Source organism: Paenibacillus sp. J22P90 (assembly GCF_059692195.1).
Genome location: NZ_JCAUAY010000014.1, coordinates 138,381 through 163,461, shown reverse-complemented (window position 1 = coordinate 163,461; position 25,081 = coordinate 138,381). Strand labels below are relative to the sequence as shown.

The 25,081-nt window shown below is 46.8% G+C and carries 15 protein-coding genes; 1 reads left to right on the top strand and 14 read right to left on the bottom strand.

Annotation, left to right across the window (positions count from 1 at the left end; genetic code table 11):
* Positions 1-437: 437 nt before the first annotated feature.
* From AC58UX_RS30540 to AC58UX_RS30510, 7 genes are all read right to left on the bottom strand, one after another.
* Positions 438-2,489 carry a CBM96 family carbohydrate-binding protein gene (locus tag AC58UX_RS30540; RefSeq protein WP_497259848.1) on the bottom strand — a complete coding sequence of 684 codons (2,052 nt, stop codon included), beginning with the start codon at positions 2,487-2,489 and terminating at the stop codon, positions 438-440.
* A gap of 62 nt (positions 2,490-2,551) precedes the next feature.
* Positions 2,552-3,226 (bottom strand): hypothetical protein, encoded by a 675-nt coding sequence (locus tag AC58UX_RS30535; protein WP_497259847.1) that lies wholly within the window; start codon positions 3,224-3,226, stop codon positions 2,552-2,554.
* A 43-nt stretch (positions 3,227-3,269) separates the two neighbouring features.
* A complete protein-coding gene (locus tag AC58UX_RS30530) occupies positions 3,270-5,153 on the bottom strand; it encodes a heparinase II/III domain-containing protein (RefSeq protein WP_497259846.1) in 1,884 nt (627 codons plus the stop codon).
* A 105-nt stretch (positions 5,154-5,258) separates the two neighbouring features.
* A complete protein-coding gene (locus AC58UX_RS30525; protein WP_497259845.1) occupies positions 5,259-6,896 on the bottom strand; it encodes a type 2 periplasmic-binding domain-containing protein in 1,638 nt (545 codons plus the stop codon).
* Positions 6,897-6,953: 57 nt separating this feature from the next.
* Positions 6,954-7,841, bottom strand: a complete 888-nt coding sequence (locus tag AC58UX_RS30520; RefSeq protein ID WP_497259844.1) for a carbohydrate ABC transporter permease — start codon at positions 7,839-7,841, stop codon at positions 6,954-6,956.
* A gap of 12 nt (positions 7,842-7,853) precedes the next feature.
* Positions 7,854-8,822 (bottom strand): ABC transporter permease, encoded by a 969-nt coding sequence (locus tag AC58UX_RS30515; protein ID WP_497259843.1) that lies wholly within the window; start codon positions 8,820-8,822, stop codon positions 7,854-7,856.
* Between the two features lie 248 nt (positions 8,823-9,070).
* Entirely contained in the window at positions 9,071-11,356 is a 2,286-nt protein-coding gene (locus tag AC58UX_RS30510) for a helix-turn-helix domain-containing protein (RefSeq protein WP_497259842.1), read from the bottom strand.
* Positions 11,357-11,597: 241 nt separating this feature from the next.
* Between AC58UX_RS30510 and AC58UX_RS30505 the strand changes: the two genes are divergently transcribed.
* A complete protein-coding gene (locus AC58UX_RS30505; RefSeq protein ID WP_497259841.1) occupies positions 11,598-11,852 on the top strand; it encodes a transporter in 255 nt (84 codons plus the stop codon).
* A gap of 136 nt (positions 11,853-11,988) precedes the next feature.
* Here the strand turns inward: AC58UX_RS30505 and AC58UX_RS30500 are convergent, their stop codons facing one another.
* The 7 genes from AC58UX_RS30500 to AC58UX_RS30470 form a co-directional block, all read right to left on the bottom strand.
* The gene (locus AC58UX_RS30500) at positions 11,989-15,627 is read right to left on the bottom strand and encodes a 3-keto-alpha-glucoside-1,2-lyase-like domain-containing protein (RefSeq protein WP_497259840.1); all 3,639 of its coding nucleotides are present in this window, start codon (positions 15,625-15,627) and stop codon (positions 11,989-11,991) included.
* Positions 15,628-15,721: 94 nt separating this feature from the next.
* Positions 15,722-17,983: a glycoside hydrolase family 30 protein gene (locus AC58UX_RS30495; RefSeq protein WP_497259839.1), complete on the bottom strand. Its 2,262-nt coding sequence runs from the start codon at positions 17,981-17,983 to the stop codon at positions 15,722-15,724.
* Between the two features lie 53 nt (positions 17,984-18,036).
* A complete protein-coding gene (locus tag AC58UX_RS30490; RefSeq protein ID WP_497259838.1) occupies positions 18,037-19,755 on the bottom strand; it encodes an extracellular solute-binding protein in 1,719 nt (572 codons plus the stop codon).
* Between the two features lie 64 nt (positions 19,756-19,819).
* A complete protein-coding gene (locus AC58UX_RS30485) occupies positions 19,820-20,689 on the bottom strand; it encodes a carbohydrate ABC transporter permease (protein WP_497259837.1) in 870 nt (289 codons plus the stop codon).
* Between the two features lie 21 nt (positions 20,690-20,710).
* On the bottom strand, positions 20,711-21,604 hold the full coding sequence (locus AC58UX_RS30480; protein WP_497259836.1) for an ABC transporter permease: 894 nt from the start codon (positions 21,602-21,604) through the stop codon (positions 20,711-20,713).
* 162 nt (positions 21,605-21,766) lie between these two features.
* Positions 21,767-23,263: a response regulator transcription factor gene (locus AC58UX_RS30475; RefSeq protein WP_497259835.1), complete on the bottom strand. Its 1,497-nt coding sequence runs from the start codon at positions 23,261-23,263 to the stop codon at positions 21,767-21,769.
* Entirely contained in the window at positions 23,260-25,044 is a 1,785-nt protein-coding gene (locus AC58UX_RS30470) for a cache domain-containing sensor histidine kinase (RefSeq protein ID WP_497259834.1), read from the bottom strand. Before AC58UX_RS30470 ends, AC58UX_RS30475 begins: the two co-directional genes overlap by 4 nt.
* Between the last annotated feature and the right edge of the window lie 37 nt (positions 25,045-25,081).

Here is a 25,081-nt window from a genome sequence, read left to right as displayed (position 1 = left end):
TAGGCACGCCGCCAGCGTTCGTCCTGAGCCAGGATCAAACTCTCCATAATAGAAAGATGACTTGCTCATTTTGATGCTAGCGAGATTAATAATCTCATTTATAGTCGATTACTCGACTTGCTTACTCACTCGTTGTTCAGTTTTCAAAGATCAATTTCTTTCGTTCACTGCCGTGTTACCGAAGCAGCGAGAAGTAATATACCATGTTCATTTTTTAATTGCAAGCTTTTTTTTATTTCTTTTTTTACTTCTTTTTTCGTTACCAGCCTGTCTGTCTTGCGGCCGGATTGATAATATAGCATGGATATTGAACACATAGCAATGTTTTATTTTTCCAATTCAAAAATAAATTATACGATCAAAAAAAAGCCAAATGCTCAGACGTCACGACACGAATTGTCGTTATCTTCGTCCAAGCACTCAGCCCTTTTACATGCTTACGGTGTAATAGTTAAGTTAGGTCGATCCGTGCTGGTGATACTCTCGCTTGATGCAAAAGAAACATTCCCATTTGAATTCACTGGTGATGTACTGTATACGCGGATAGATAGCTTTTTGCCAGTGGACATAGCCGCTTGCACCTGAGAAGTTACATTAATCGTAATCGGCGTGCCTGCAACGATCGTATAAGTACCGAGCACGGTGCTGGAAGAAGGCTTCGTATTCCAAGTGATGCCCCCTTCTGTCCAAGTATTATCGCTAACAAGTGCGACTTCATTCTGAATACCGCTCATCGCAGCTACAATTGGCTTAAGCGTGATTGTTGCTGAAGTCACTGACCCGCTGTAGCTATTAAAATCAAATTTAAAATAGCCATCGCGTTTGTAGCTGGTTAAATCGTTCTTCGTATCAACCGTAACAGCCGTTGTTCCAGCTTGGTTCGTTGTAGCGTAAGTGCCATCTCTCACATTCGCGTCATCTACAGCAATCCACGTATTCGGAGTCGTCAGAACGATACCTGCACCATTATATGCGCCGCGATTCGGTGCAGTCGACGATGAGACGGTGTTCCCCCAGTAGTCTTTGCCTCCATTACTGCTGATTAAGACCCCGGAAGACAACGCTGGCGAACCTGTTCCGAGCTTATAGCCATTCACCGTGTTTAATCCAATACCGCCGCTGCCCGCTCCAGCCAAAAGTGGATCGCTCGTTAATTTATGCGGATCACTTGGCTCACTGGTCGGATGGTTACCATAGAAGACATTGTAATCATACACATCATTCGCTTTGACGGCATAACCGCCGCTACCTGCGTTGTAAACGATGTTATTTTTGAAAGAGAGCGGATTACTTCCGCCAATCCCTGTTGTGATATTTGTGCTTAAGCCAGAACCAATATAGAACGTATTATTATAAATTTGGCTGTTTAACGGTGTGTAGCTGCTATCGAATTGGAAGATACGCGCCCGGTCGTTCTGACTGATATTATAGCGAACAATCATATTGTCGTTACGCTTTGTCCCACTCCCCATGATCAATAGGAATCCACCCTCATTGTCATGACTATAATTGTACTGAACCGTACAGCCCGTCAAGTTAAAGTCGCAGTCAAAGCCTTGGCCGTCATTCGTTGTTTTGGTATTATAGGCTTCATTATATTGCATGACGGGGTTCGTACTATTGATCGCCCAGATCGCCACATTATAATGGGTATCTCGCGCATGAGCTGTGTTGACAACGTTATATTGAATCAAACCATTAATAGAAGCCCGCATAACAATCCCATCTCCGCCGATATCATTCAGCGTGTTATTGCTAATAACGAGATTCGTGTAGGGCTCAAAGTTGCCTGCCCCGTCATTGTTCCCCCATGAACTGCCGTTGCTAATTCCCGTGCGATCCGTGCGCTCAATGGTATTGCCATCAATAAGAACGTCGTTCCATTTCGTTCTTACAGCGGTTCCCGACACGGTCACAAAGATACCGCCGGTCACTTTTAGCGCATCCGTATTCGTTCCTGTGACATCGTGGATATACATATTTCGGATGTAAAAATGGTTGTAGGTTCCCACATCTTGCGCCTCAACCTTGACCCCGTAACGGTCACCTGCCGAAGCGGAAGTGTTCGTTACTTCCAAATTATTGAGTTCCCAATACTGCTGATTGTAAAAATATACCGTGCCCCCGGTTAATCCATTCCCATTAATAATCGGTTTATTACCTGTGCCGTATTTATCGATGATGATGGGTGACCCCGAAGCCCCTGACCCTAGCGGGTGCAATTGTCCCGTCCAGACAGAGCCTGATTTGAAAAGGATTTTATCCCCAGGTAAAAAGGTCGTGCTGTTGACTTTGGCTAACGTTTGCCATGGTGCACCAGTGCTCAAACCATTGTTACTATCACTGCCTCCGGCCGAATCTACATAGTAGGTTGTATTGTTTGCATACGTTGTAGTCGATAATGCAGGCAGGGATACTACGACCGTCAATAGGAGTGTGAAAATCAAGCTAACCGATAGGCACAATCGAAATGCCTTTGAACTTCTCATCAATCATTCTCCTCTATAATGGAATATAATTGCTTACCTGTGTGAGCCTAAAAGAAGACGGCTTATTGCAGCATCATTTTTTGGTAACTGTGGTCTACAAGCCTCACTTGCGCAGCTGCCACCATTTGCTTCACTTTCTCTGCGTAACTGGCGTCTAGTTCGCGTTGCTTTTGATCATCCGTTAACCCTCTAGGGTCTGTGTCACCTCCCTTCGGTGCTGTCTGTTCTTTAAAAACTGCTTTCACTTTCAAAACTAAATTAGAAAATATATAGGTGTAATAGCCTCGTTCGTCATACTGCTTAGGACCATAAATGACTTGGTTATTCTTGATTGCCATCTCCCTGCGCTGATTTTCCTTTGACCAATTCTCGAGAAAGGTTGAATAGCTAAGATCATTAACATCAATAAGGCCGTATTGCTGGGCTAAAAGTTGTTGCACCTTGACCTCTTTCAATCGGTCTAGCGCCAATTGCTTCGCTTTCTCGATCGGCACCTCTCCCTGAAAGCTCGTTGTCCAGAAGGAGGATGAGTCATCCGCATTATATGTTTGCTTAAAGTAGCTAGCAGTCTGAGCTTTCACGTCATTTAAAAAAAGTTGAAACTCGCGCTCATCAATCGCGGAATCGTTGATATAAGCAACCGTAGTGTATACGGGTGCTGATAAATCATTTTGCCACTCAGAGCAGCCTGTGCACACCAAGATAGACAGAAATAGCATAATCACGAATTGCTTCATACTTCCCTCCTCCATGAACACATTTGGTTATCTATACATGAACCTATTCCTCAGCAAATCGAAACACCCATTCTCCTTGCTGCACGGCATGCAGGAGCTTAAATTGGATGCGATACAGACTGTCGCCCCACACGCGTGTTAAGCTTTCGTCTGTTATCGCGATGTGTTCAAAAGCTGCTTCCCATTGCTCATTATCATAATGAATCAGTAGCTGATTCTTATCGCTATCCTGCAAACGGATGCTGCCCTGATCTTGCATCTGGGGTAGTTGGCTGGACATGATGTGAAGCAGCACTTGATCGGTAGGACTGTTGAGAAAACACGACTCCCTCAGCTCAATGGCAGGGTGCTGCCCTCTATGCAGCGTTAAGCTGCGATGCCAGCTCCGTACTCCAGCTTCAATGGGATAAGCGCTCGCCAGGTCTACACCAAAACGAACAGAATCATTACTGTTCTCATAGGTTACGTCCTCCGCGCGGAAGGAACGGCCTTCCTTTTGCTCAAAACCATTAATAACCGGAACACTGTGATAACCAGATTGCATCGTCCATATCTCATATCGCTGAGGACTAAATGTCTTCTGGGTATACGTCTCCACCCCGATGTCAATTAAGAACGGCTTTCCATTCATATAAACCACGAAGTGACCGATGTCATTATGATTATGGCTTTCGTCATTGTGACCGCCTTTGATTGCCACAAATAGGCCTTGTGACGAGCCTTCCGATTCCCTAGCGGCCATTACTTGCAGATTCGGCAGCCATACGTCTTGAACCAGAGGCGCTTTTAATGCAACCTCCGCATGAATACTTGCGAAGCTATGCAAGCTAATCATTTCTTGGAAAAAGGAAATCCCCTTCCCTCTGCGATCAGGAACTTGATAGGTGCGGAAGCCAATCTGCCCCAATGCGCGCAGTTGATCATCCTGAATACGCGAGCCATACAAGTGAATCATGTTGTAATCCTGTGAAGCGATCGCGGAACCATCTGCGAAGTTTACAAAGTAATTACCGACAATGTTCATTTTGTAGACGAATTGCCCTAGCTTTCTAATCAAGGGTTGATCGTAAACCTGCAGCACTCCGTCCGATGCTCGGTACATTAGTTCAAGATTGACCAAAAGCATTCCCGCCGCTCTAGCCCAGTACGTTGAACCTTCGTCGCAGCCGCCATCTTCGAACTGTACCTCTATGTACCGATCCAAGCTGCGCAGCACCTTATCGAAGATCAGGACCTTCCGTTCTGGCTCCAACTCCTGCAGAAGCAAGACGGTCAACATATTCGCATTGCACCATGGGTTCCAGTTGTTAACTTCTCTTTCGCCAAAGCCCATCCACCAGAAATCATTCCGCTTCATATAAGGAACTATTATTCGCCGCTCCAACTCCATCTGAATTCGCGCTCGAATGAGGGGAGAAATCTCATCTAGCGGTGACTTCAGCAAGTGAGATGTCCAGGCGAGCAATGCAGCGCTTTCACCTGCGGATAGATCGAACAAATGTTCTTCTGAGTCAGAAAGAACATCTTCGGGTCGAAGAGATAAATAATGATGAGCCGGAGCGCACCACGTCGTCTGCTCACAGAAGAGCCAAACGACGTTAAGTATCTCCCGAAGGAATCTCCCCTTGGCTTCCATGCACTCTGCGATCAGAAGTGTACAAAGCGCATTCCGTCTTTCTGTTTCAACCGAATCGTACGGCTTACGACTTCCCTCTTCGAAATAGGCCATGAATGCGGTAGCACGCAAAACAGGCCATTCATAGTTCAGATAAGACTCTGCTTGCGTAACCCATGCTTGCTGTAAGGTCTCTGGTACGCTCGCCCATGCCTCGCGATCATCCCGTGCAGGGAAAATGCGGCCCTCCATGCTTTTGCCTAAAATATGATTTTCCACATCGGAAATGGTAATGAAATCTGTCAGCTTCATATAGCTAAGTTCCTCCTTGTACGGATAAAGAAAAGACTGCCTCATTTGCAGTTTGGCTACGAATGTGACAGTCTTCAAATTTAGGGAGATGGATTCATTTACGACCTATTTAATGACATCGGTGTACTGCTTCTCAATCTCGTTAGCACCGGCAGCTCTAGCCTTTTTGACATACTCATCAAACGTATCAATGGATTGTTCGCCTGTAATGATTTTGATGTAATTTTCTGTCGTCAGCTTCTGTAAATCAGCTGTGAACTTGCCGGAAGCCTCTACGCTCGGCAGGTAAGATGGCGGTGTGCCTGTGCCTTTCACTTTATCTGCAACGGCATATTTCGCTTTGAATATCTGCTTCACCACATCCGGATTGTTTGTGTACATGCCAAAGGTGGAGACACCGCGTTGCGCTGTTTCTGTTGGATTTTTGAGATTGGAAGCGACAGAACCGTCTGCGTTAATGACATAGTCCTTCCCTTTGACACCGTAGTTAGCCAGCATGTAGTAATCTTTATCGGTGACCAGTGTATCCAGCATTTTCAAAATGGTATCCAGCTTTCTCGGATCTTTCGTCGCATTCTTGGTAATCACTAGTGTTTCGTTGTTATAGCCCCAAATGTTCGCGCCGTAGGCTTTGCCGTCAGGTCCCTTAATGGCTTTGCCGAGTGACCATGTTTCGTCGAATTTGGCATCCGGCTTTACTTTCAGGAATTCTTGATAAACCGGGCCACCTTTATCTCCTTCTGTAAGCGGCGGCGTCCAGTGGTAGTACATCACGTTACCCGTTACACCAACGCGATTGTTAATGAAGGCATGGGAAGTTGCCCAATAGCCACCTTTATTCTCACCCGTTACAAACTCAGGATCGATGACGCCGTCTTTGTACCATTTGGCCAATAGCTTGAGGCCTTCTTTCATTTCAGGTTGAATCGCATCCATCGTCACTTTGTTATCCTTCACGGTATACCACAGGTTTGAGTAAGGCGTCGTGCCTTTGATATTATCTGTCGGAATCGGTCCAAATGCGCCTAGAACTGTTTGCATAGCTGTACTGGACAGGCCATAGGTGTCTTTTTTGCCATTTTTGTCAGGGTCATTATTCGTAAATTTGTAAATGGCATCTTCAAACTCAGTCAATGTTTCAGGTACTTTGGTGATGCCGACATTTTTGAGCCAATCCGTGCGCCATACGAGGCTGGTCGGATACGTGCCATCCAATTGGAAGGCCGAGAGTCCATAGTTTTTACCTTTGTACATACTGGTACGGAAAGCAGACCCTGATGTATCGTTATCCATGATGAGTTTGTAGTAATTTGGCGCCTTCTGCTTAATCGTATCCACTGGAATTTCCGCTGCTACCCCGCTATCCACCAGTTTGGATAATTCGAAGCCCTTCAGTCTCATAATATCCGGAATTTCTCCCGACGCCATGCGGACGTTGAACACTTCGGCGTATTTCTGGGAGTCAGCGGTCCAGACGTTGATTTTCGCATTAAAGCGTTTGGATACTTCCTGAATGATCTCTGAGTTCGCATCAGGAGCTACATCGTTGATGTTATAGCCAGCCCATTCAATAGTTACTGGTGTTTCATTCTTAGCTGCTGCTGTTGCCGTTGCACCTGTAGCTGCGGGTGCTGGGGTACTTGTCGTACTGCTCTCTGTGCCGCTGCTGCATGCTGCCAAACTACCTACTAACAAAGCTGCGCTCACCAAGCTGCCTACATGACGAATTGCTTTTCGCTTCATTTTTAGACCCTCCTAGACATGTATGTTAGTGAACCATCCCCTGTGAGGGGGCTGGGGTTAACCTTTCAATGAGCCAATCATGACACCTTTGACGAAATATTTTTGCAGGAACGGGTAAACAACAAGCAGCGGAATTAGAGATACCATGAGTGCTGCCATTTTCATCGTGTCGGTGTTGGCGTAGATCGTATTCGCTGCCTCGACAGCCTGTGGCTCGGAGCCTTCGAACATGATTTTTCGTAACACAAGCTGCAGAACAGCTTTCTTCGAATCTTTGAGATAAATCATGGCATTAAACCATTCATTCCAGTGATAAACCATCGTCCATAGACCAACAGTGGCGAGGATCGGGATGGAAATGGGCAGAATAATGCGAGTTAAAATGACGAATTCGTTCGCGCCATCGATGCGGGCTGACTCTTGAATTTCCTCGGGCAGAGACATGAAGTAATTACGGATGATCAACATCGTAAACGTGTTAATCGCTACAGGCAGCACTAGCGCCCATACGCTGTTATAGAGCCCGACGCCTTTGACAATCAGGTAGGATGGGATCAATCCACCACTGAAAAACATCGTGAATACCATGAAAATCGTCCAGAACTTGCGATGTACAAGATTTTTTTTCGATAAAGGATACGCCGCTAAAATCATTAACGTCATGGAGACGACAATACCTAGAATGACTCGGACGATTGTATTCTGGTATCCGATCCATATTTGCTGATAGGCGAATATTTTGCGATAACCATCCCAATCAAATTGCAGGGGAATCAAGTGGAAGCCGTAACTGCTAACGACAGCAGGCGGGCTCATCGACACCGTGACCACCTGCATGAAGGGGATAATCGTCAGGGAACTTAGCAGAATGAGTGTCGTATAGACAATCGTGTCAACGAAGATATCTTCAAAAGTTCGTTTCTTTTTCTTGCGTTTCGTTGCCATTTCGGCGATCACCTACCATAGGGAATAGTCATTGGTTTTCTTAGCGACATAATTGGTGAGAAGAATTAAGAAAAAAGCAATGATATTTTTGAACAAACCGACTGTTGTTGCGAAGCTGTAATCGCCTTTCACAAGCCCAATCTGATACGTATAGGTGGAAATAACATCCCCCACCGAGAGAACGGAGGCATTCAGCAAGTTGTAAATTTGATCAAAATCGTCATTAATGATGCCGCCTACCGCAAAAATGAACATGATGGTTACGACCGGCATAATCGATGGCATCGTGATGTTCCATATTTTCCGAAGTCGTCCCGCCCCATCCATATCCGCCGCATCATAAAGCTCTGGATCCACACTTGTGATTGCTGCTAGGTAGATGATCGTCGACCAACCGACTTCCTTCCAAATCGAGGAGAGGACTAGGATGGACCGAAAGTACGTCTCACTCGTAACGAAAAGAATCGGTTTGTAGCCAAATTCCATGATGATGGCATTGATTAATCCTCGTGTCGGTGACAGAAATTCGATGACGATACCACCGAGAATTACCCAGGAAATGAAATGCGGCAAGTAGGTGATAGTCTGAACTGCTTTTTTAAAGAATACAAGGCGAACCTCATTCAGAATAAGGCAGAGAATGATCGGTGCCGGGAAACCGAAAATCAATTTATACGTGGAGATGATAAGGGTGTTTTTTAATACTGGTAAGAAATAAAGTCCCGTGAACAACTCCTTAAAATGATCCAGCCCTACCCATTCGCTACCTGCAACACCCTTTAGTGGATAATAATTCTGAAAGGCAATGACAATCCCATATAAGGGGGCATAATGGAAGATCAGGTAATACGCGATGACGGGTATTAGCATGAAGAAAAAGTACTTCTGTTTCCAGTACAGCTTAATTGCACGTTCTTTATTGAGTTGCGGCTGCACGCGCTCCTTCACTTCTCGTGCTGCGATGATTGCGTTACTTTCCATGCCATGCCTCCTGTTCCGAAATCTTGTGTGCGATTTGATGCCCTTATCGTACGGCCTATACGGTGAGATCGACAACGCCTAATAACTTTACTGAAGTGCTGTTTTTTTTACTTCTTGCGCGAAATAGCTGATTATTGCTGTGTTTGGGCTGTTAGATGACATCTTTTTTTACCTGTGTTGTTTTTTTGCTGCTTTTAAATATGAAAAAGCTGCAGTGATTACACACCGCAGCTTCTATAGACAAGTAACTAGCCCCCGAGGCTATCTCGATAACTTTTTGGCGTACAGCCGAAATGCTCTTTGAACACATTCGCAAAATAACGCGGGCTCGTATAGCCGAGCTTCGCTGCAATCTCTTTAATCGATAAGTCCGACTCACGAAGGAGACTTTCGGCATGCTTCATTTTGATACCGGCCACATGCTCGGAGAAATTTGATCCCATCACCGATTTGTAAATCCGGCTGACATAACTTGAATTCATATGAATGCCCTCGCTCAAGGAGGAAAGGGAAATTTCGTTATAAATATTTTGTTCAATGTAGGCGAGGATCTGTCGTTCCAGTGCGGTACCTGGGTCATCGTCAATCACATCGGTGGTGTGGTACTCCATGATTTGAACAGCTACACTGGTGAGCCAGTCCGTTAAATCAGCAACATTGTCCATTTTCCGCCCATAATCCCGAATGTCATAACCAAGGAATCGCTCTAGATCAATATCCATCAAGATGGCGGTTGTACGGATGATCGAAATTACATCAAACACCGTATTACGGCAGAAATCGATGTGATAGCGCCCAGAAACAAGCCCTTTGCGTAAAATATCCAAAATCGAGAACACCATCTCCTGATTCCGATTTCGCACGGCGACAGAAAGCTGCTCGATCACTTGCAGTCCGCTTCCATGATCCTTACGCTGCGAGATCGCGAGGTCATCATAAGAGATACATGACTCCGTTGGCATAATAAAGGCGTAGTTTAAGCACTCACATGCTTCTTTATAAGACTGTGCGATGTTGACGTAGGCATGGGTGTATTCAGAGCCAAAGCCGAGAACGAACTTTCCTTTCATTTGCTGACTGATGCTCGCATGAATTTGCTCCTTGTCCAGAACGTGCGAGTAATTAAGAATCACAATAATATGCCCCGCATTGTCCATCGTTGAGCAGAGCGAATACTCACCGAGATTTTCTACATTTTGCAGCATACTGTATTGAATCATCATCTCGTTCTTCAGGCCAATCCCCTCTGTCCCAAAAACCTTGAGCGCCATACAGGCCGTCTTCTCTCGGTCAAAATGCAGCTGCAGCACCTTCTCCATATTTGCTACTTGCGGATCGGTCTGATCGAGGTCGCCTTGCAGTAACCGCATGATAAACTTATCGCGAATGATCGGCTTATTTGTCTCCATTTGATGATTCAAATCGGTGATAGTATGGGACACACGATCGATCACCTGATGAAGCATCGTATACTCGTTCTTAGCCTGCTTCTCTTGGCCGTCTGAGCTTCCCAGTTTGCGAATCGTTTGAATGATGCTGCGCAACGGTTTATTGGCCCAATGAGTCATATAAATCGAGAATAGTAAGCTAACAGTAAGCAGGATAATTGTGGTGATCAGCAAATAATGCTTGAGCTGCTTCGATTTTTGATACAGGGTATCGATTGAAATGACAGACACGTATTTCCAGTTGTTATATTTAGACTTGGCGTAGGAAACGACACTTTGAACTCCATCGACGGATGCTTCAAACGTACCTGATTCTGTATGTTGCAGGAGCGTTGTGATGTAGTCCTTCTGGCTAAAATTCTGACCTACGAGTTGGCTATCACTATGGACGAGCACTTTTCCTGTCTCATCTACAATAAATAAAACTTCGCCATCTGTTGGAGAGGACTGGATGAGATTGTGTATTGCGCTTTCTTTGATGTTGATAGCGACGACAGCTTGCCGATTCGCAAGGCTATCGATCAGCGGAATATTAGAAAGATATGTAATGACCGACGTATTCGATGGCATGGTTACACGAGGAGGCAGCCACCGATTCGGGGTGGTCATAGTACGCAGGACATTAATCCATGCTTCATCTACACTCTTGATAGAGCCTGCGGAATCCAAGTATGAATTATACTTATCATTAATGTAGACATTCCCAGCTGTGTACCAGACTTCCACAGATTGTAAGAAGTTCAGTTTGTAAGGGATATCCGTCAAAAAGTTGCTAACTTCAGCGATCTTGTAGCCGTTGCCGCTAATATCGTGCGTGAGCGGATACGCGAGCACTTCATTGCTAGGGATATCCGAGAAATAAATATTCACCAAACGAATAACGCGATCTAGGATCGTTTCATCTACGGCATATTTCAGCTTGTTGACATCTTGCGTACTTTGTCTATTGATTTCTTGATTATACGCGGTAGAGAAATAATGGATATAGATGAGCTGCGGAGCTAATGAGAGAATGATCACGAGCAAGATGTTAAACAAGAGGATTCGTGAGTAGATAGTGCTCATCCTGGCTCGGATATTGAACATGGAACATCTCCTTGCAAGGTGGGATGATAGAAGGGCTGGATATGATGAGAGTTAGCGCGAAATTTATAAAGCGTTTTCATAAATCACTTCTTCTACTATATCATAAATTTGTGGCTTGTCATGGGGGGAGGGGAAAAGCGAAGGAGAAAAGGTAGGCATCCGCACAAACAACTGGTCACTCACCTACATAGTATGAATCATGCATGATAAATACCTACTTTTAAAGGAGTGGAATAAAACGATGAGTTTACAACAACTGCCTCCTCCGCCAGTATATACTCCTTCAAAAGCTTCTGGTTCGTATATGATCGATTGTGTGAATCAGTACACCTATGTATGGCTAAAAAATGGCGACAGCTTTTGGTTTTACCCGATTCGTGTAGAGTCCTTCGGAACATCAGGTTTTAGATGGACTGGATCATTTTGGTTGTATTATGGCATCGATTCACGGTTTATCGATACCGTAGTCTGTCCACCTATTCCTACCCTTTATTGATCTTACAATAAAAACCGTCAGGAGAATCATCCTGACGGTTTTTTTAGGTTCATATATACTTGCAACATTTTAAAGCAACTGTGTTCTAGAGATTCGAACAAAAAGAGAGCCAAGAATTACCCTTGGCCCTCCATCTTTATTGCAAGGTGACTTTCACATTATCGAGCCACACATTCACACTCGCGCTGTCTGCTGTTTTGAACAGTGCGCGATCAATGCCCGTAAAGATGCTGTTCGTGAAGGATTGATTCATCAGCTTCGGTACGCCATCCAGATAAGCATCGAAATTCTTATCATCGACATCAATAACCAGTCGGACTGTATACCACGTGTTAGCCGCGATTGAACCTAACAGGATTTCGCTGCCCGCTGCATCTTTGAATGCTAGGCCGCCTGCAGAAGTGGAATCATAAATTTCAATGGCGCTATCCAAGCCATTCGATACGAAAAACCGTGTCCATTTGCCTACTGCATCCTGTCTGAATTTATATTCTATGGTCACCGTACCTGCATTCGTACGTTTAAAATCACGCGTTGCTTCCACATGGTCGGTCGACAATGTGTCTGTGCACTTGAAGCTGCTATTGCCGCTTCCCGGTTGAGAAGTATCTACTACACACGTTTGTGAAGCATCCACACCTTCTACTATCCAATCCAACACCTGAATATCCCTCGTACCGACGATTGTAAGTGGATCTCCCGCTAAGGTGCCATTCGCATAGCCATCAAATATATCTCTGATGACCATTTGGCTCGTTCCCCCTGGAGCTGTAATACTCACGTTATCCAGATAGGCTGTCGTAGTTGCTGTATTCGAGGTTGCGGTTTGGACGCGCATGCGATCAAATTGCGAAACCGCGTTCGTAAAGACGGGTGCAGTCGTCGGTGATTTTTTGACCCCATCGACCCAAACTTCAAACGTTTGTGTCGCTGTATTCGCCACAACTTTAATCGCGTAATTGGTGCCAGCTGTAAGGTTCATTAATGATACCTTGCTGCCATCTGGCTTCGCATAGGCTAAGCCAAATACATCGGTATCGTAAAGCTCAATGCCGTTCGTACTGTTATTACTCAATAAAAAGCGATTCCAGCTGCCCGTTGAGGTCGTTCTTTTATACTCGAATTCCCATGTAACGGTGCCGCTTGCTGGGGAGATTTTGCGCTCCAGTGCGGCTTTATTCGTCTGGATGGTGTCGTTCAAGCGAAGCTTTTGTGCTGTACCATCCAGCTCAACGGTCGCGGTCACACCAGAATCAGCGGCGATCGCCCAGAAAGGAGGCAGTTGACCCGGGCTAACGGTACCAAAGGTATCATTGATGAATTGGTAATCCATTTTGCTAATCGAATTCGTACCGCCAATAATTTCTACCGCATCAATTCGCACAAAATCATCGATAGAGCCTGTAGCATGTGTCCCTTTGGCTACGAGTTTAAGCGTATGGTCTCCGGCGGTCAGGCCTGAAATCGTGTAGATCGCTCGGCGATCTTCTTTCTGTGCGGCATACAAGTCGATCGTCGCAGTCGGCGTCGTGCTGCCGTCCAAGAACACGTCCGCTTGACCACCGTCCACATCGCGTGTTCCAACCAAAATAGCCGTCGTTCCATTAAATTTGAACTGCAGCTTATCGTTAGCTGTGCGAGATCCGACTTGACTACGATAGTAATTCTCATAATCAGCGGCTACATACTCCCAGGCACCAACAAAGGTCAAATTCGGATCTTCATTGTCATAGCGCTTCACATCTACCTGCGTCGTGGAATCAAGCTTACGAACAGCCAGATTATCAAAGCGCGCCGTATTATAACCACTGCCGAGCTGAATCTGACCGCTAGGGAAGTCTGTGTCTGTGACACTAGCTAGCTGGGTGACGCTTCCAGGGCTCGAAACCGGATTAATATAAGCTTTAACATTCGTACCATTAAAACGCAGCTTCATGGTGTACCACGTATTTGTAGCAAATCCGCTATAAGTGCCTGATGCAAGCAATCGCGTCCCTGCTCTTAACTGCCAAGCACCACCGTCATGCATCTGGAGTTGATAGCCATCGGCTGGAACATCAGTACCTTCTGTAGCAACCGTCTTGCGATTGTGATTCACACGGCCCCCAATCATTACGTACCCTGGAGAGCCCGTTAGCTTCACATCAGACTGCACCTCATAATTGCGCCAATCCAGACTGCCCATAATCGAATAAGGTTCAGGTGTTGAGCGATATTTCCAATCGAGCGGTTTGGTAGCAGAGGTAATGACTTGCTCTAAGGCCTTCCCGCTTCCGTCGTTCGCGATTTCAAAAGCACCACCTTGATCGGAGAAATAGAGAGCCTCTTTACCAACACTGTAGCTGTCAAAATTATCCGTATAATCTGAAGCTAGCGAAAAAGCCTCTGATGATGGGTTCGCGTACGTTGCAGTTCCTTTTTGCTGACCCGTTGTCGTTGTGAACGTATAAATGGAGAATGGATCAATCGTAACGGTAAAAGATCCGCCAGAAGGTGTGATATTACTTTGCTGAATAAATTGAGCACTCTCTGTTGTTTTCCATGGACGGATCGTTCCCGTAGAAAGTCCGCCTGACAGGTTGAACGTGTAGTCCTTGGCTACCGCACTTGTATTCAGCACGATAAGACTCCAGTTACTGCTGGACGGGTCCTTCAGCATCATGTAGCCGCCACGGTCATCCACATAGTTCGCGCTATCGATGTACTTCCAGCCAATTTCAGAAAATTGTGTGAAATGGGCAATCGTCCATAAGCCTGGCAAAACATCGTAGTGTCCCGTCCATGGCGTGTTGGCAACGAGCATACTTTTATAGGTAAAAGGTGTACTGGTATAAGCACTCTCCACTCCCGGGTGCATCTCATACTTCGTTAATTTCCCGACAGGATTCATTCTCATAATTCGATAAGCTACATCCAGTGGACCCGTGACAAAGTCTCTGCGCGAAGGCGCCAAATCCTCGCCATCCCACAGCTTAAGCCCTGTGCTGATCGCATTCGCTGTGCTCGTTTGATTATAGTGGATGTTCATCGCTTCCAGTGAGTTCCTCAGCGCGGTATCCGCTACAGCTTTATCTGCGATAAACCAGCCCACATTGCTGTCCGCCGCCACGAGACCGACGTTGCTGTAGCCATCTTGATTCAGCTTCGGTCGAAGCGTATTAACCACAAAGTTACGGCTGGCACCGGTTGTGCTCCAATCGTCTGCTTTCGTATTTTCATTTTTATCAGCTGCCAAATAGTCAAAGCTCAATCCGTAGCTAGCTTGCGCACCGTCCAGAAATTTCTTGTAGTACGTGTAGAGGTCGTTATCGTTGGCAATCCAAGCAGGGGTGCCCCAGCGTAAGGCTTCCAGCTCGATTAAAGGGTTTAACGCCTTGGCTTGTTGTGCAGCCCATAAATTCGATCCCCGTGTAATATTGAAATCCGTACTGGATCTCATATGACTAGGCTCGGTACCGGATGATGAATTGACATCACTTCCAATTTCCACTTTCACATGCTGCAAGGCTGCGCCAAACTTAGGTTTGAACAGCAGCTTCATAATATCGTCCCGCTGATTCGCCGGATAGTCCATGAGCAGCTTCGTCATTCCGTTGCTGAATACAGCTCCAACCCCTTCATACGTACTGCCTACATTCGTACCATTGATGTTGACGACGGTTGGTGCTGCTGCAGCCGAAACAGGAAGCAGGGTTATGCCCCCGATGCTGGAGGCCAGCAGGGTTAGTGCGAGTGCGGCGCTAGTTCTATTCTTAATTTTGCTCGTTTTGCTCATAAATTCATCTCCTTTGGGTTACTTTGAGAAAGCACAAAGAACGTGGCAAAACATCAAAGCTCAATGCTTATGCCACGTTTTGTTTCGTACTCCTTTAAATCAGCAACTGTCCTGCAACAACCTCCACTGCATTAATGTACACTTGCGTATCTGCGGATTCGGGATGCTTCATCCCTTTGACAACTAATCTAATCTCCGTCTCAATATCCGGATCTAGGCAATTGACGCTATAGAGTGATTTGCGGAATCTCATTTGTGGACTATACGTATCAACCGTCCCTTGATAGGCACCATTCAGGTACACATCGAAGAATCCACCTTCCGCACACTTCTTCCCAACGATGCTGGCAGCTTCCCCCTTGAATCGGAACGACAATTCTGCCCCAGCTGTACCTGATTTGGCCAACGTTCGCGCATAGACGTTCCAATCCCCATCAGCTCTATTCCAATTACCTGAATAATGAAGTGCTGCATCGATATTAAGGTAGCGAATGCAATCCACGGGAGCAGCTTCACGGATAGGCTCAATGCGCAGGCCACGGAAGGCATGACGATGGTAGCTGCTGAGCAGAGCTACTTGACCGCTCGGAATCTCGCTATCCGTATAATCAAACAAATGCTCACCGTTCCACTGGGCTTTGATGGTTTTGCCTTCGAACGCCAGCTCTAAGGCGTACCATGCATTTGGGTCCAGGGCGGTGGTATCTCCCTGCAAAAGGGGATATTTCCCCTTCATCAGCTCATACCGCCCGGTGTGTCGCATGCGCAGCCAGTAGCCTTCCGGCGGCTCATTGCTTTTGGCGGTATAGTTGATACGACCGCCTAAGCCGATGTAGCCTGCCTGCTGCCCCAGCTGGACTTCCACCAACACGCGATAGTTGGTCCACTCCAAGCTGCCCAGCAGCGTATATGGCTCGGGCGTTCTGCGATACGTCCAGTCGACCGGAATTTGATCTTGCGTTACTTGCTGGCGAAGAATCAAGCAGCCTTCGGTATACGGTTCAAATTCAAATGCGCCGCCTTGATCGGACAAATACTTCGGATTTCCGCTTGGACGACCGTCCGTGAAGTCATCGTTATACGGAAGCTGAAACGTCGTTTCCGCGGAAATGCTGAGCTCCTCGTCACCTTTGCGCTGCCCCGTTGTCGTAGTGATTGTATAGATCGAATAAGGCTCGGCTGTGAATTCGTATGGCCCTTCCGACTCCAGATGTGTTGCCACCAACTGGAAGTGAGAATGCTCGGTCGTTTTCCAGATATACAGCTTCCGATTCGAATTACCCGTGTCGAATTGGTAGTTAGAAGTCTCAGGTCCATTATTGAGAACAACGATCGAGATATCTTTTGTGTTCGGATCTTCTAAAGTCACAAACCCACCAGTCTCCGTTTGCCCACACGCATCATCGAGATAAACCCAACCAGGCTGCATAAACTGCGTAAAATGAGCGATCACCCAGAAGCCTGGGTCAATACGGTAATGCCCAGACCAAGGCCAAGTTGCAACCAAGATGCCTTTGTAGTTAAACGGCGTGTTCTCATACTCCGCTTCCAGCAAAGGATGCAGCTCGTATTTCACCATCTTGCCATCGACATACATGTCGATGATGCGCTTGCCGATGTTCAGGGCACCTCGGCTAAAGCTGTGGCGAAATGGCGCCAAATCTTCGCTAAGCCATAACGACTTTCCGCTGACCTTGGCCGTCTCCGTGCTGTCCTGGCGGTAATGCACGCCATACGCGTGCACCGCCTCGAACAGCTCCGGATCCGCTGCAGCATGGTCAGCAATGTCCCACCCGTGGTCGCTATCGTCGGCGACGAGCTTGATATGGCCGAAGCCCTCCCGCTTGAGGCCAGGGACAAGCGTATTCACCGTCCAATCGCGACTGAAAGCGCCCTCATTGATGTCCGGACCGAGAAAATCGAATTCGAGTCCGTATTCGTCCCTCGCTCCGCGCAAGAAATTCAAGTAATACGCCAGCTTATCCTCGTCGTTCTGAATCCAGAGCGGCGTCCCCCAGCGCAGCGCGTCGAGCAGCAGCGCCGGGTTGATTGCCTTAGCCAGCTTAGCGATAGGAAGTCCATAGCCTCGCGTAATATTAAAATCCTCACGGCTCCGCATATGCGAAGGCTCGGTACCAGCCGAAGTGTTCACGTCGGAGCCCAGCTCCACTTTCAAATGCTGCAAGCTAACCCCGTACATCGGCTTAAACAATAAATCCATGATTTCGTTGCGCTGCTGCTCTGGATAATCCATGAGCAGCTTCGACATCCCATTGCTCGTAATGCCACCGATGCCATCAAACACTCGGCCCGGTTTGGCATCAACGCATATCTTCACTTTCTTCAGATCTTCCATCGTGATTCCCCTTTACTGGGCAGAACGTTCTCATCCGTCTGCCCCCCTAAGGCTTATTTTTTAATTTCACTCATAATTTGTTTGTATTTCTGATCCTGCTGCTTCGCAATTTCATACATATCCTTCGCTAGGAACGCATTGTCTTTCTGCGTTGCGTACCAGTTGGCCATCCATTCTTCAACCTTTTTGCCGTCTGCTTTCTCCCAAATGCTAATCGCTTCCTTCATTGCATCCTCTGTGGAGTATTTATCCCCTTCCACGATGGATTTTGCCCAGACAGTCCCGTTGCCAGCACCAACCATGCTATTCACTTGTTTATCCGTGTTCGTCACAATCGTTGCTAGGTCTTTCGGCAGCTGCGGCATATGCTCGGAGTGCGTCAGCTCTGCGTATGGCAGATCAAATGTCAAATACGTATCGCGAAGCAGCTGATAGTATTCCTGCACACGCGGATCGCTCTTATACTGAACAGCTGGCGTGGAACATTTATTGAAACGCAAACCTGTATTCGTTAACATTTTCATATAAACGGTGATGTCGCTAACTTCTTTCTTAAATTTGTCAGCATCAATAATTTGAGCACAACCGTCGACCGTTTTTGTGTGAACGCCCTCTGTTCCATTATCGAGGACATCTGCCGTTGAATCTTTTGCCATGAAATCAATATATTTCATTACCGCGTCCGGATTTTTGGATGAAGCTGCAACAGCGCCAGTCATTTGTACTGGATTTTCCAGCGACGGCGTAAAGCGTCCAAATGGACTTGTCGGGAACGGCATGAGCGTCATTGTCGCAGTCGGCACGTTCTTTTGCAGCGGATCTAGGAACTGGGACACAATATCCTGCGGCGTATTAAAGTTCGGTGAAATGATGCCTACTTTGCCTGTGATAAAGTCCTGCTTGGCTTTCGCCATATTTTTATCATTGAAAAAGTCCTTATCTACGATGCCTTCACTGTACAGCTTTTTCTTAAAATCAGTCGCTGCCTTAATATTTTCCCAGCTATAGGTGAGCTTGCCGTCTTTCACGACCCAAGGTTTAATCGCATAGAACATTTGGTTGATCGTATATTCCATCGAACCTGCCAAAGCGATACCGAACGTATCCTTTTTCCCATTGCCGTCTGGATCTTGTTCCGCAAAAGCCTTCGCAACTTTATACAGATCATCCGTTGTTTTTGGCATTTCCAGGCCTAGCTTCTTCAACCAGTCTGTGCGGATAATGACGCCACGAAGTGGATTCACCCATTGAATATGCCCAACTTCATAGAGCTTACCGTCTGGCTTGGTGCCAGCTTTGCGCAGGAGCGGATTTTGCTCAAGCAGCTTTTTATAATCGGTGGAGCTCTTAGCAATCAAATCATCGAGAGGCAGCAGCTGTTTTTGCTCGTACAATGGGTTTCTGATCGTGGGATCGAATACCATCAAGAGGTCGGGCGCAGAGCCAGAGGCGAACATGACATTCGTTTTTTCTTTAATTTGGGCAAAAGAAACCGCCGTGAATTTGACGTTCTCCGGTCCCTTCTCGTTAATCCACTTGGTCCAACGATTGGACTCGTTCGTCCCTTCTTCCTGGGAGACACGCCCCGTGTCGTAAGCGGTTACGGTAATGTCTTTGCGAACCTCAGGCGCTTTGGTTGGTGCGGTTGTAGCTGCTGTAGATGCCGCTGGTGAAGCAGTAGAGGTGGTTCCCTCATCTTTGGAGCAGCCGATCACCGTTAAAGCCAGTACAGCCGTTGACGCTAAAGCAAGCTTCACTTTCATATTTCTCATGAATATTTACCCCTTTCATATATGAACAGCTTGATAAGCATGGTGAATCCTACTTTGCCTGCAACTAACCTTTTACAGCACCGAGCATGACGCCCTTTACGAAATACTTTTGCAGAAAAGGGTAAATCACGATCATCGGCAGCATCATAATCATGACACTGGCGGCCTTTAAGGATTCCGGCACAACCTCGACTTGGGCGCCTGTTAACACGAGCTCCTGCAGAAGCTGTTGATTTTGAATCATATTTTGCACAAGGACAGCTAAATTGTATTTGGCGGATTCATTGATATAGAGCATCACATTGAAAAAGGAATTCCAGTAGCTCACCGCATAAAATAGCGTGATTGTTGCCAGTACGGGCTTGGATAATGGCAAAATGATTTGCAGCAGCTGCCGCCATTGCCCGCATCCATCCATTTTACCCGCTTCTTCCAGCTCATCCGGGATGTTCTCAAAATACGTTTTCATCACCAGCATATTGTACGTATTCACCAAAGCGGGAATCCACAGCGCCCAGTAGCTGTTTACCAGACCGAATGTTTTCACGATAAGATAAGTGGGAATCATTCCCCCGGTAAACATCATCGTAAAAATGAGCGCCAACGTCACATAGCGTCTGCCGGGAAATAATTTGCGCGACAACGGGTACGCGGTCAGCACCGTAACAAGCATGCTTAGCGACACACCAACAACGGTGATTACGACACTATTTCGAAAAGCGGACAGCATCCGAGTTCCTTCAATCATCGATGTGAAAGCATCCGTGTTCCAACCAACTGGCCACAGGGTCACTCTTCCTGAAAGGATGTCCTGCGTATGGCTAAGCGATAGCGAGGCAATATGCAGCAAGGGAAGCAAGCACGTCAAGGCGATTAATGCTAACAATCCATAATTAAGTCCGAAAAAGAGGCGGTCTCCAAAGGACGTTCTCATGTTCTCATGTCACCTCCACATTTAAAATAATCCATGTCCGAAGCGGCGAGCCAGCGCATTGGCCGAGTACACTAGCACAAAGCCGACAACCGATTCGAAAAAGCCCATCGCTGCCGTCAGGCTGAATTGCCCGCCTTGAAGGCCCACGCGATACATATAGGTCGAGATGACCTCGGAGACACTGGCGTTTAATGAATTTTGCAGCACATACACATGATCGAAGCCAATCTCCATCACCTTGCCTAATTGTAAAATGAGCAGAAGGACGATCGTTGTGCTAATCCCCGGAATCGTGACATGACGAATCTGCTGCCATTTGTTCGCACCGTCGATATTCGCTGACTCATACAGGGACGGATCAATGGCGGTTAAGGCAGCCAAGTAGATGATGGCATTAAAGCCCATTTCCTTCCACACGCCTGAGGAGATAAAGACAGCCATCCAACTCTTCGTGTTGTACAAGAATGCGAAGGGCTCTCCGCCTGAAAGCTTAATCCAGTTGTTCACCGTGCCCGATTCAATCGACAAGATTGAAATAATCAAGCCGCCCACAATGACCCATGAGAAAAAGTGAGGCATATAGAGAATCGTCTGGACGATTCTTTTGAACCACATTCGGCGAGCTTCATTCAGCATAATCGCTAGCGCAATCGGAACAGGGAACCCGCAAATAATCGTTAGACCGCTCAGCACAAGCGTATTGCGAATAATGTCCAACGTCTGGTCTTGTTTAAACAACGTTTCGAAGTTGTTCATCCCGACCCAAGGGCTGTGAAGGATACCGTCCGTAAAATTGTAATCCTTGAAGGCAATGACTAGCCCTCCCATCGGCAAATATCTAAACAGCACATAGAACAATATGCCGGGAATCAACATGAGAATAAGCGGCAAGCTTTCCTTCAATCTCAGGTGCATCGTATCTCTCTCCTTTCTACTACTTATTATAGAAGGAAAATTTCAAGCTTACCTTGAATCTGATGAGCATTACCTCGAAAATTATACGGAGTTGATAGAGGCTCGGTGTATGAGAAAGGCACGCAGCGAATCTCGCTACATGCCTTTAATCTTACAGCCAAACTAGCCCATCTTCCGGAACTCACTCGGCGAGCAATGCACCCACGTTCGAAATACGGTGGTAAAATAGTTCGGATCCTCATAGCCGACCGATTCGGCAATTTCGGATATTTTCATATTCGTATTACTCAGTAATATCTTCGCCTTCTCCAAACGGAATTTCGTTAAGTAATTCGTGTAGCTTTCGCCCGTTTCTTTTTTGAAAAGGTTACTAAAATAGCTCACACTGAGATGCACATGCTGGGCCACATCATGAATGGAGCAGGCTCCCTCATAATTTCGCTCCATGTAGGCGATGGCTTTATCCAGTAAATTTACATTTTTACCAGCTAACCACGAATTCAGCTGCCACATAAAAGCCTGAATCTGCTTGGAGAGCCATTTCGCAACTTCGGCGGATAAGCGAATCGGCTGCAGGGCAGCAATCCACTCGCCAAGCCCCTTCTCTTCGGCATCTTCTCCATCTAAAGCCCGCTTACTCGCTGCTGCCAGCGCCAATGCGGTGCTTAGTCCTTCAATTTTGGCATCATTCACATTCATGTCTATGACCTGTCGGACCAGCCCTTCCAAGTATTCACGCAGCTGCTCGGTTTTGCCCTGTACGATGAAGGACATCACGTCGGTTTGAATGCTTTTACTCCGAGCTGCATGATCGGGGATTTGCATCTCCTCTTTGCCGCTCTTTTCAAAGGAAGCGAAATGTCCATATAACGTGCGCATGCTCTCGTAAGCTGCTGCCTGCAGGGTCAGCCCCAGTAGACTTAGTGTAGATGCTACCAGTCCACGCTCGAAGGATGCGAACGTCGATGAGTTATCGGCTAGCACAGCGAAAACATCATGCTTTACATTCGTAATACTGCCGGATACGTCTGAAATGACGAGCCATTCCTTCATCATATTTAGCAGGGCAAACTGAAGGAGATTTGCATCCTCTCGCCGGTAGTTTTTAGAAGAAGGTAAATAAGTATCGACCGTAAATACCCATAACTGTCGGTCGTCGCAGGTCGACTTCAAACGGGTTACTGCCTCTTCATTCATCGGGAGGCCCAGCAGCCATGACTGGAGATGATGCTCCAGCAGGCGATTCCGCTCCTGCTCACTGCGTTCCGCCTGCTCTTGGCGCTCCGCATATAAGCGATAGGCTTTCTCCAACGGAGGCGCCAATTCTTGTGCAGAGATCGGCTTCAGCAGGAAGTCAATCGCCCCATAGCGCAGCGCTGCCTGCGCAAATTCAAAATCTTTATGCGCCGTCAGCACCATCACGTCGATCTCACGATCTAACTCGGAGATGCGCCTGCAGAGCTCGACGCCGTCCATTTCAGGCATCCGAATATCGGTAATGACCAGATCCGGCTCAAGCTCCTCAATCAGAGATAGGGCTTGCACACCGTTCTCTGCTTCACCAACGACACTCCAGCCGGCATGGCTTGCTTCTATCATTTTAGATAAACCCCTGCGAATGAGATGCTCGTCGTCTACAATTAACAGTTTCCCTTTCATAGCTGCCGACTTCCTTCCATCTGGGTTTGAACGGGTAGTATTAATTTCATCGTTGTTCCTGCGTTAGGCTCGCTGTGGATAACTAATCCATACGGGGGTCCGTACATCAGACTGACACGCCGAATGACGGTCTTTAGTCCAATGCCTCCAGTGGCACTGGTAGGCTCCTCTAGGCTGCGATGCTGCAGCTGCATGATTTTATCAATCTGCTCTTGCGACATGCCTCGGCCATTATCACTAATTTCGATACATAAGAGGGATTGATCCATGTATACTTTAATGCGCAGAATGCAGATTTTGGACATTTGGGCAAAAGCGTGTACGAAAGCATTCTCGACCAACGGCTGCAAAATGAGCCGAATGACTGGAAGCTGCTCCGCTTCCTCCTCAACTTGGATGAACGTCTCCAGCCTGCCGCCAATTCGTACACTTTGAATATTAATATATTTCGTAATATGTTCGATCTCGTCTTTCACAGTTGTATGCGCATTCGGATTCTGCAAGGCATAGCGCAGCAATCCAGATAAGGAAAGCACCAGCTGCGCTGCCTGTTCGTCATTTTCACCAAGGTACAGCTTCATATGAATCGTATCCAGCGTGTTATACAGGAAATGCGGATTCAATTGCGCTTGCAGCGCCGTGAGCTCCGCCTCCCGCTCATTCAGCTTGCGTTCGTACACTTCTTCAACGAGTGATTCAATGTTCGCTGCCATTTCGTTGAAGCTATGGCCCAGAAAAGCTAGCTCATCCTGCGTGGAGATGCGAATTCGGGTGTCAAAGCGGCCGCTTCGCAGCTTTTTCATCCCCGAAACCAACGTGTGCAGGGGACCCAGCAATCTTTTTCCCGTGAAGAAAATAAGCAAAGAAGCAAGCAAAATACTGACGAGACCCGAGTAGAGAGCGATTTGGAAAATAACCTGACTCTTCTCGTTAACGGACTTCAGCGATAGTGTGCTGATTAATGTCATGCCCGAATCTCGCGTCTTATTGCGGCTCACGAGGATCGATTCCCGATTCGACTTCACGATTTGTGAATCTGACACGTGCAGCAGGTCTTCCAGCTTAAACGCGCTATCTGCCTTCGCATTCGTGTAAACGACCTTGTTGTTGCTATCGAGCAGGATCACCTGTGCGTTCTCGCCCTTCGCCAATTCATCCAATATCGAGCCAAAGATGGATTGATCATAAAATAAAATCAGATTGCCGTAGAGCTCCTGCTTCTTGTTTTTCATATAGCGTGCCGCAGAAATGACGTTGCGATAACCGGAGCTTTCGATGCTCGATATTTTTAAAGGCTGCCACACCAGCTCGCCATTAGAGCCCTCCAAGGAGCGAAGAACAGCCGAATAATTGGCATCACTGAGCGGGATGACGGTGCCTGCATTATTTTCAAAAAAGTAGCCGGAGCCCTTCGTATTGTACACATACATGCTGGATAGCTTGGGTTCATCAATTGAGATCTGATTCAGCAACTTCGTCAGTTCGTCCTGATCAAGTAAGCGGTTGTAAAAAGTATCATCTGCACGTTCCGCTGAGCGCCTAAGAATGTCTTCAATATAAGGATGAAAGACGATATAATTGGTCGCTTTATATAAATTCTGAATTTGCGTTTCGACGCGAGCTGTCGCTTGTTCATTGGCCTTGGTGAATTGCTTACTAATTTCCGTCGTAAACAGCTTGAGATAGACGGTATAGGTGGCATACCCGGACACCAAGAAGATAACCATGATCAAAACAGATAACGAGGCTATGAGTTTAAAGGAAAGCTTCTTCTTGAACATGTACACACCCCCGTACACGTATTATAGCCTACAGGAG

What these genes read in the sequence shown, in the direction of transcription:
- AC58UX_RS30540 (WP_497259848.1), bottom strand. Translation starts at nt 2,489, where the DNA reads ATGAGAAGTTCAAAGGCATTTCGATTGTGCCTATCGGTTAGCTTGATT.
- AC58UX_RS30535 (WP_497259847.1), bottom strand. Translation starts at nt 3,226, where the DNA reads ATGAAGCAATTCGTGATTATGCTATTTCTGTCTATCTTGGTGTGCACA.
- AC58UX_RS30530 (WP_497259846.1), bottom strand. Translation starts at nt 5,153, where the DNA reads ATGAAGCTGACAGATTTCATTACCATTTCCGATGTGGAAAATCATATT.
- AC58UX_RS30525 (WP_497259845.1), bottom strand. Translation starts at nt 6,896, where the DNA reads ATGAAGCGAAAAGCAATTCGTCATGTAGGCAGCTTGGTGAGCGCAGCT.
- AC58UX_RS30520 (WP_497259844.1), bottom strand. Translation starts at nt 7,841, where the DNA reads ATGGCAACGAAACGCAAGAAAAAGAAACGAACTTTTGAAGATATCTTC.
- AC58UX_RS30515 (WP_497259843.1), bottom strand. Translation starts at nt 8,822, where the DNA reads ATGGAAAGTAACGCAATCATCGCAGCACGAGAAGTGAAGGAGCGCGTG.
- AC58UX_RS30510 (WP_497259842.1), bottom strand. Translation starts at nt 11,356, where the DNA reads ATGTTCAATATCCGAGCCAGGATGAGCACTATCTACTCACGAATCCTC.
- AC58UX_RS30505 (WP_497259841.1), top strand. Translation starts at nt 11,598, where the DNA reads ATGAGTTTACAACAACTGCCTCCTCCGCCAGTATATACTCCTTCAAAA.
- AC58UX_RS30500 (WP_497259840.1), bottom strand. Translation starts at nt 15,627, where the DNA reads ATGAGCAAAACGAGCAAAATTAAGAATAGAACTAGCGCCGCACTCGCA.
- AC58UX_RS30495 (WP_497259839.1), bottom strand. Translation starts at nt 17,983, where the DNA reads ATGGAAGATCTGAAGAAAGTGAAGATATGCGTTGATGCCAAACCGGGC.
- AC58UX_RS30490 (WP_497259838.1), bottom strand. Translation starts at nt 19,755, where the DNA reads ATGAGAAATATGAAAGTGAAGCTTGCTTTAGCGTCAACGGCTGTACTG.
- AC58UX_RS30485 (WP_497259837.1), bottom strand. Translation starts at nt 20,689, where the DNA reads ATGAGAACGTCCTTTGGAGACCGCCTCTTTTTCGGACTTAATTATGGA.
- AC58UX_RS30480 (WP_497259836.1), bottom strand. Translation starts at nt 21,604, where the DNA reads ATGCACCTGAGATTGAAGGAAAGCTTGCCGCTTATTCTCATGTTGATT.
- AC58UX_RS30475 (WP_497259835.1), bottom strand. Translation starts at nt 23,263, where the DNA reads ATGAAAGGGAAACTGTTAATTGTAGACGACGAGCATCTCATTCGCAGG.
- AC58UX_RS30470 (WP_497259834.1), bottom strand. Translation starts at nt 25,044, where the DNA reads ATGTTCAAGAAGAAGCTTTCCTTTAAACTCATAGCCTCGTTATCTGTT.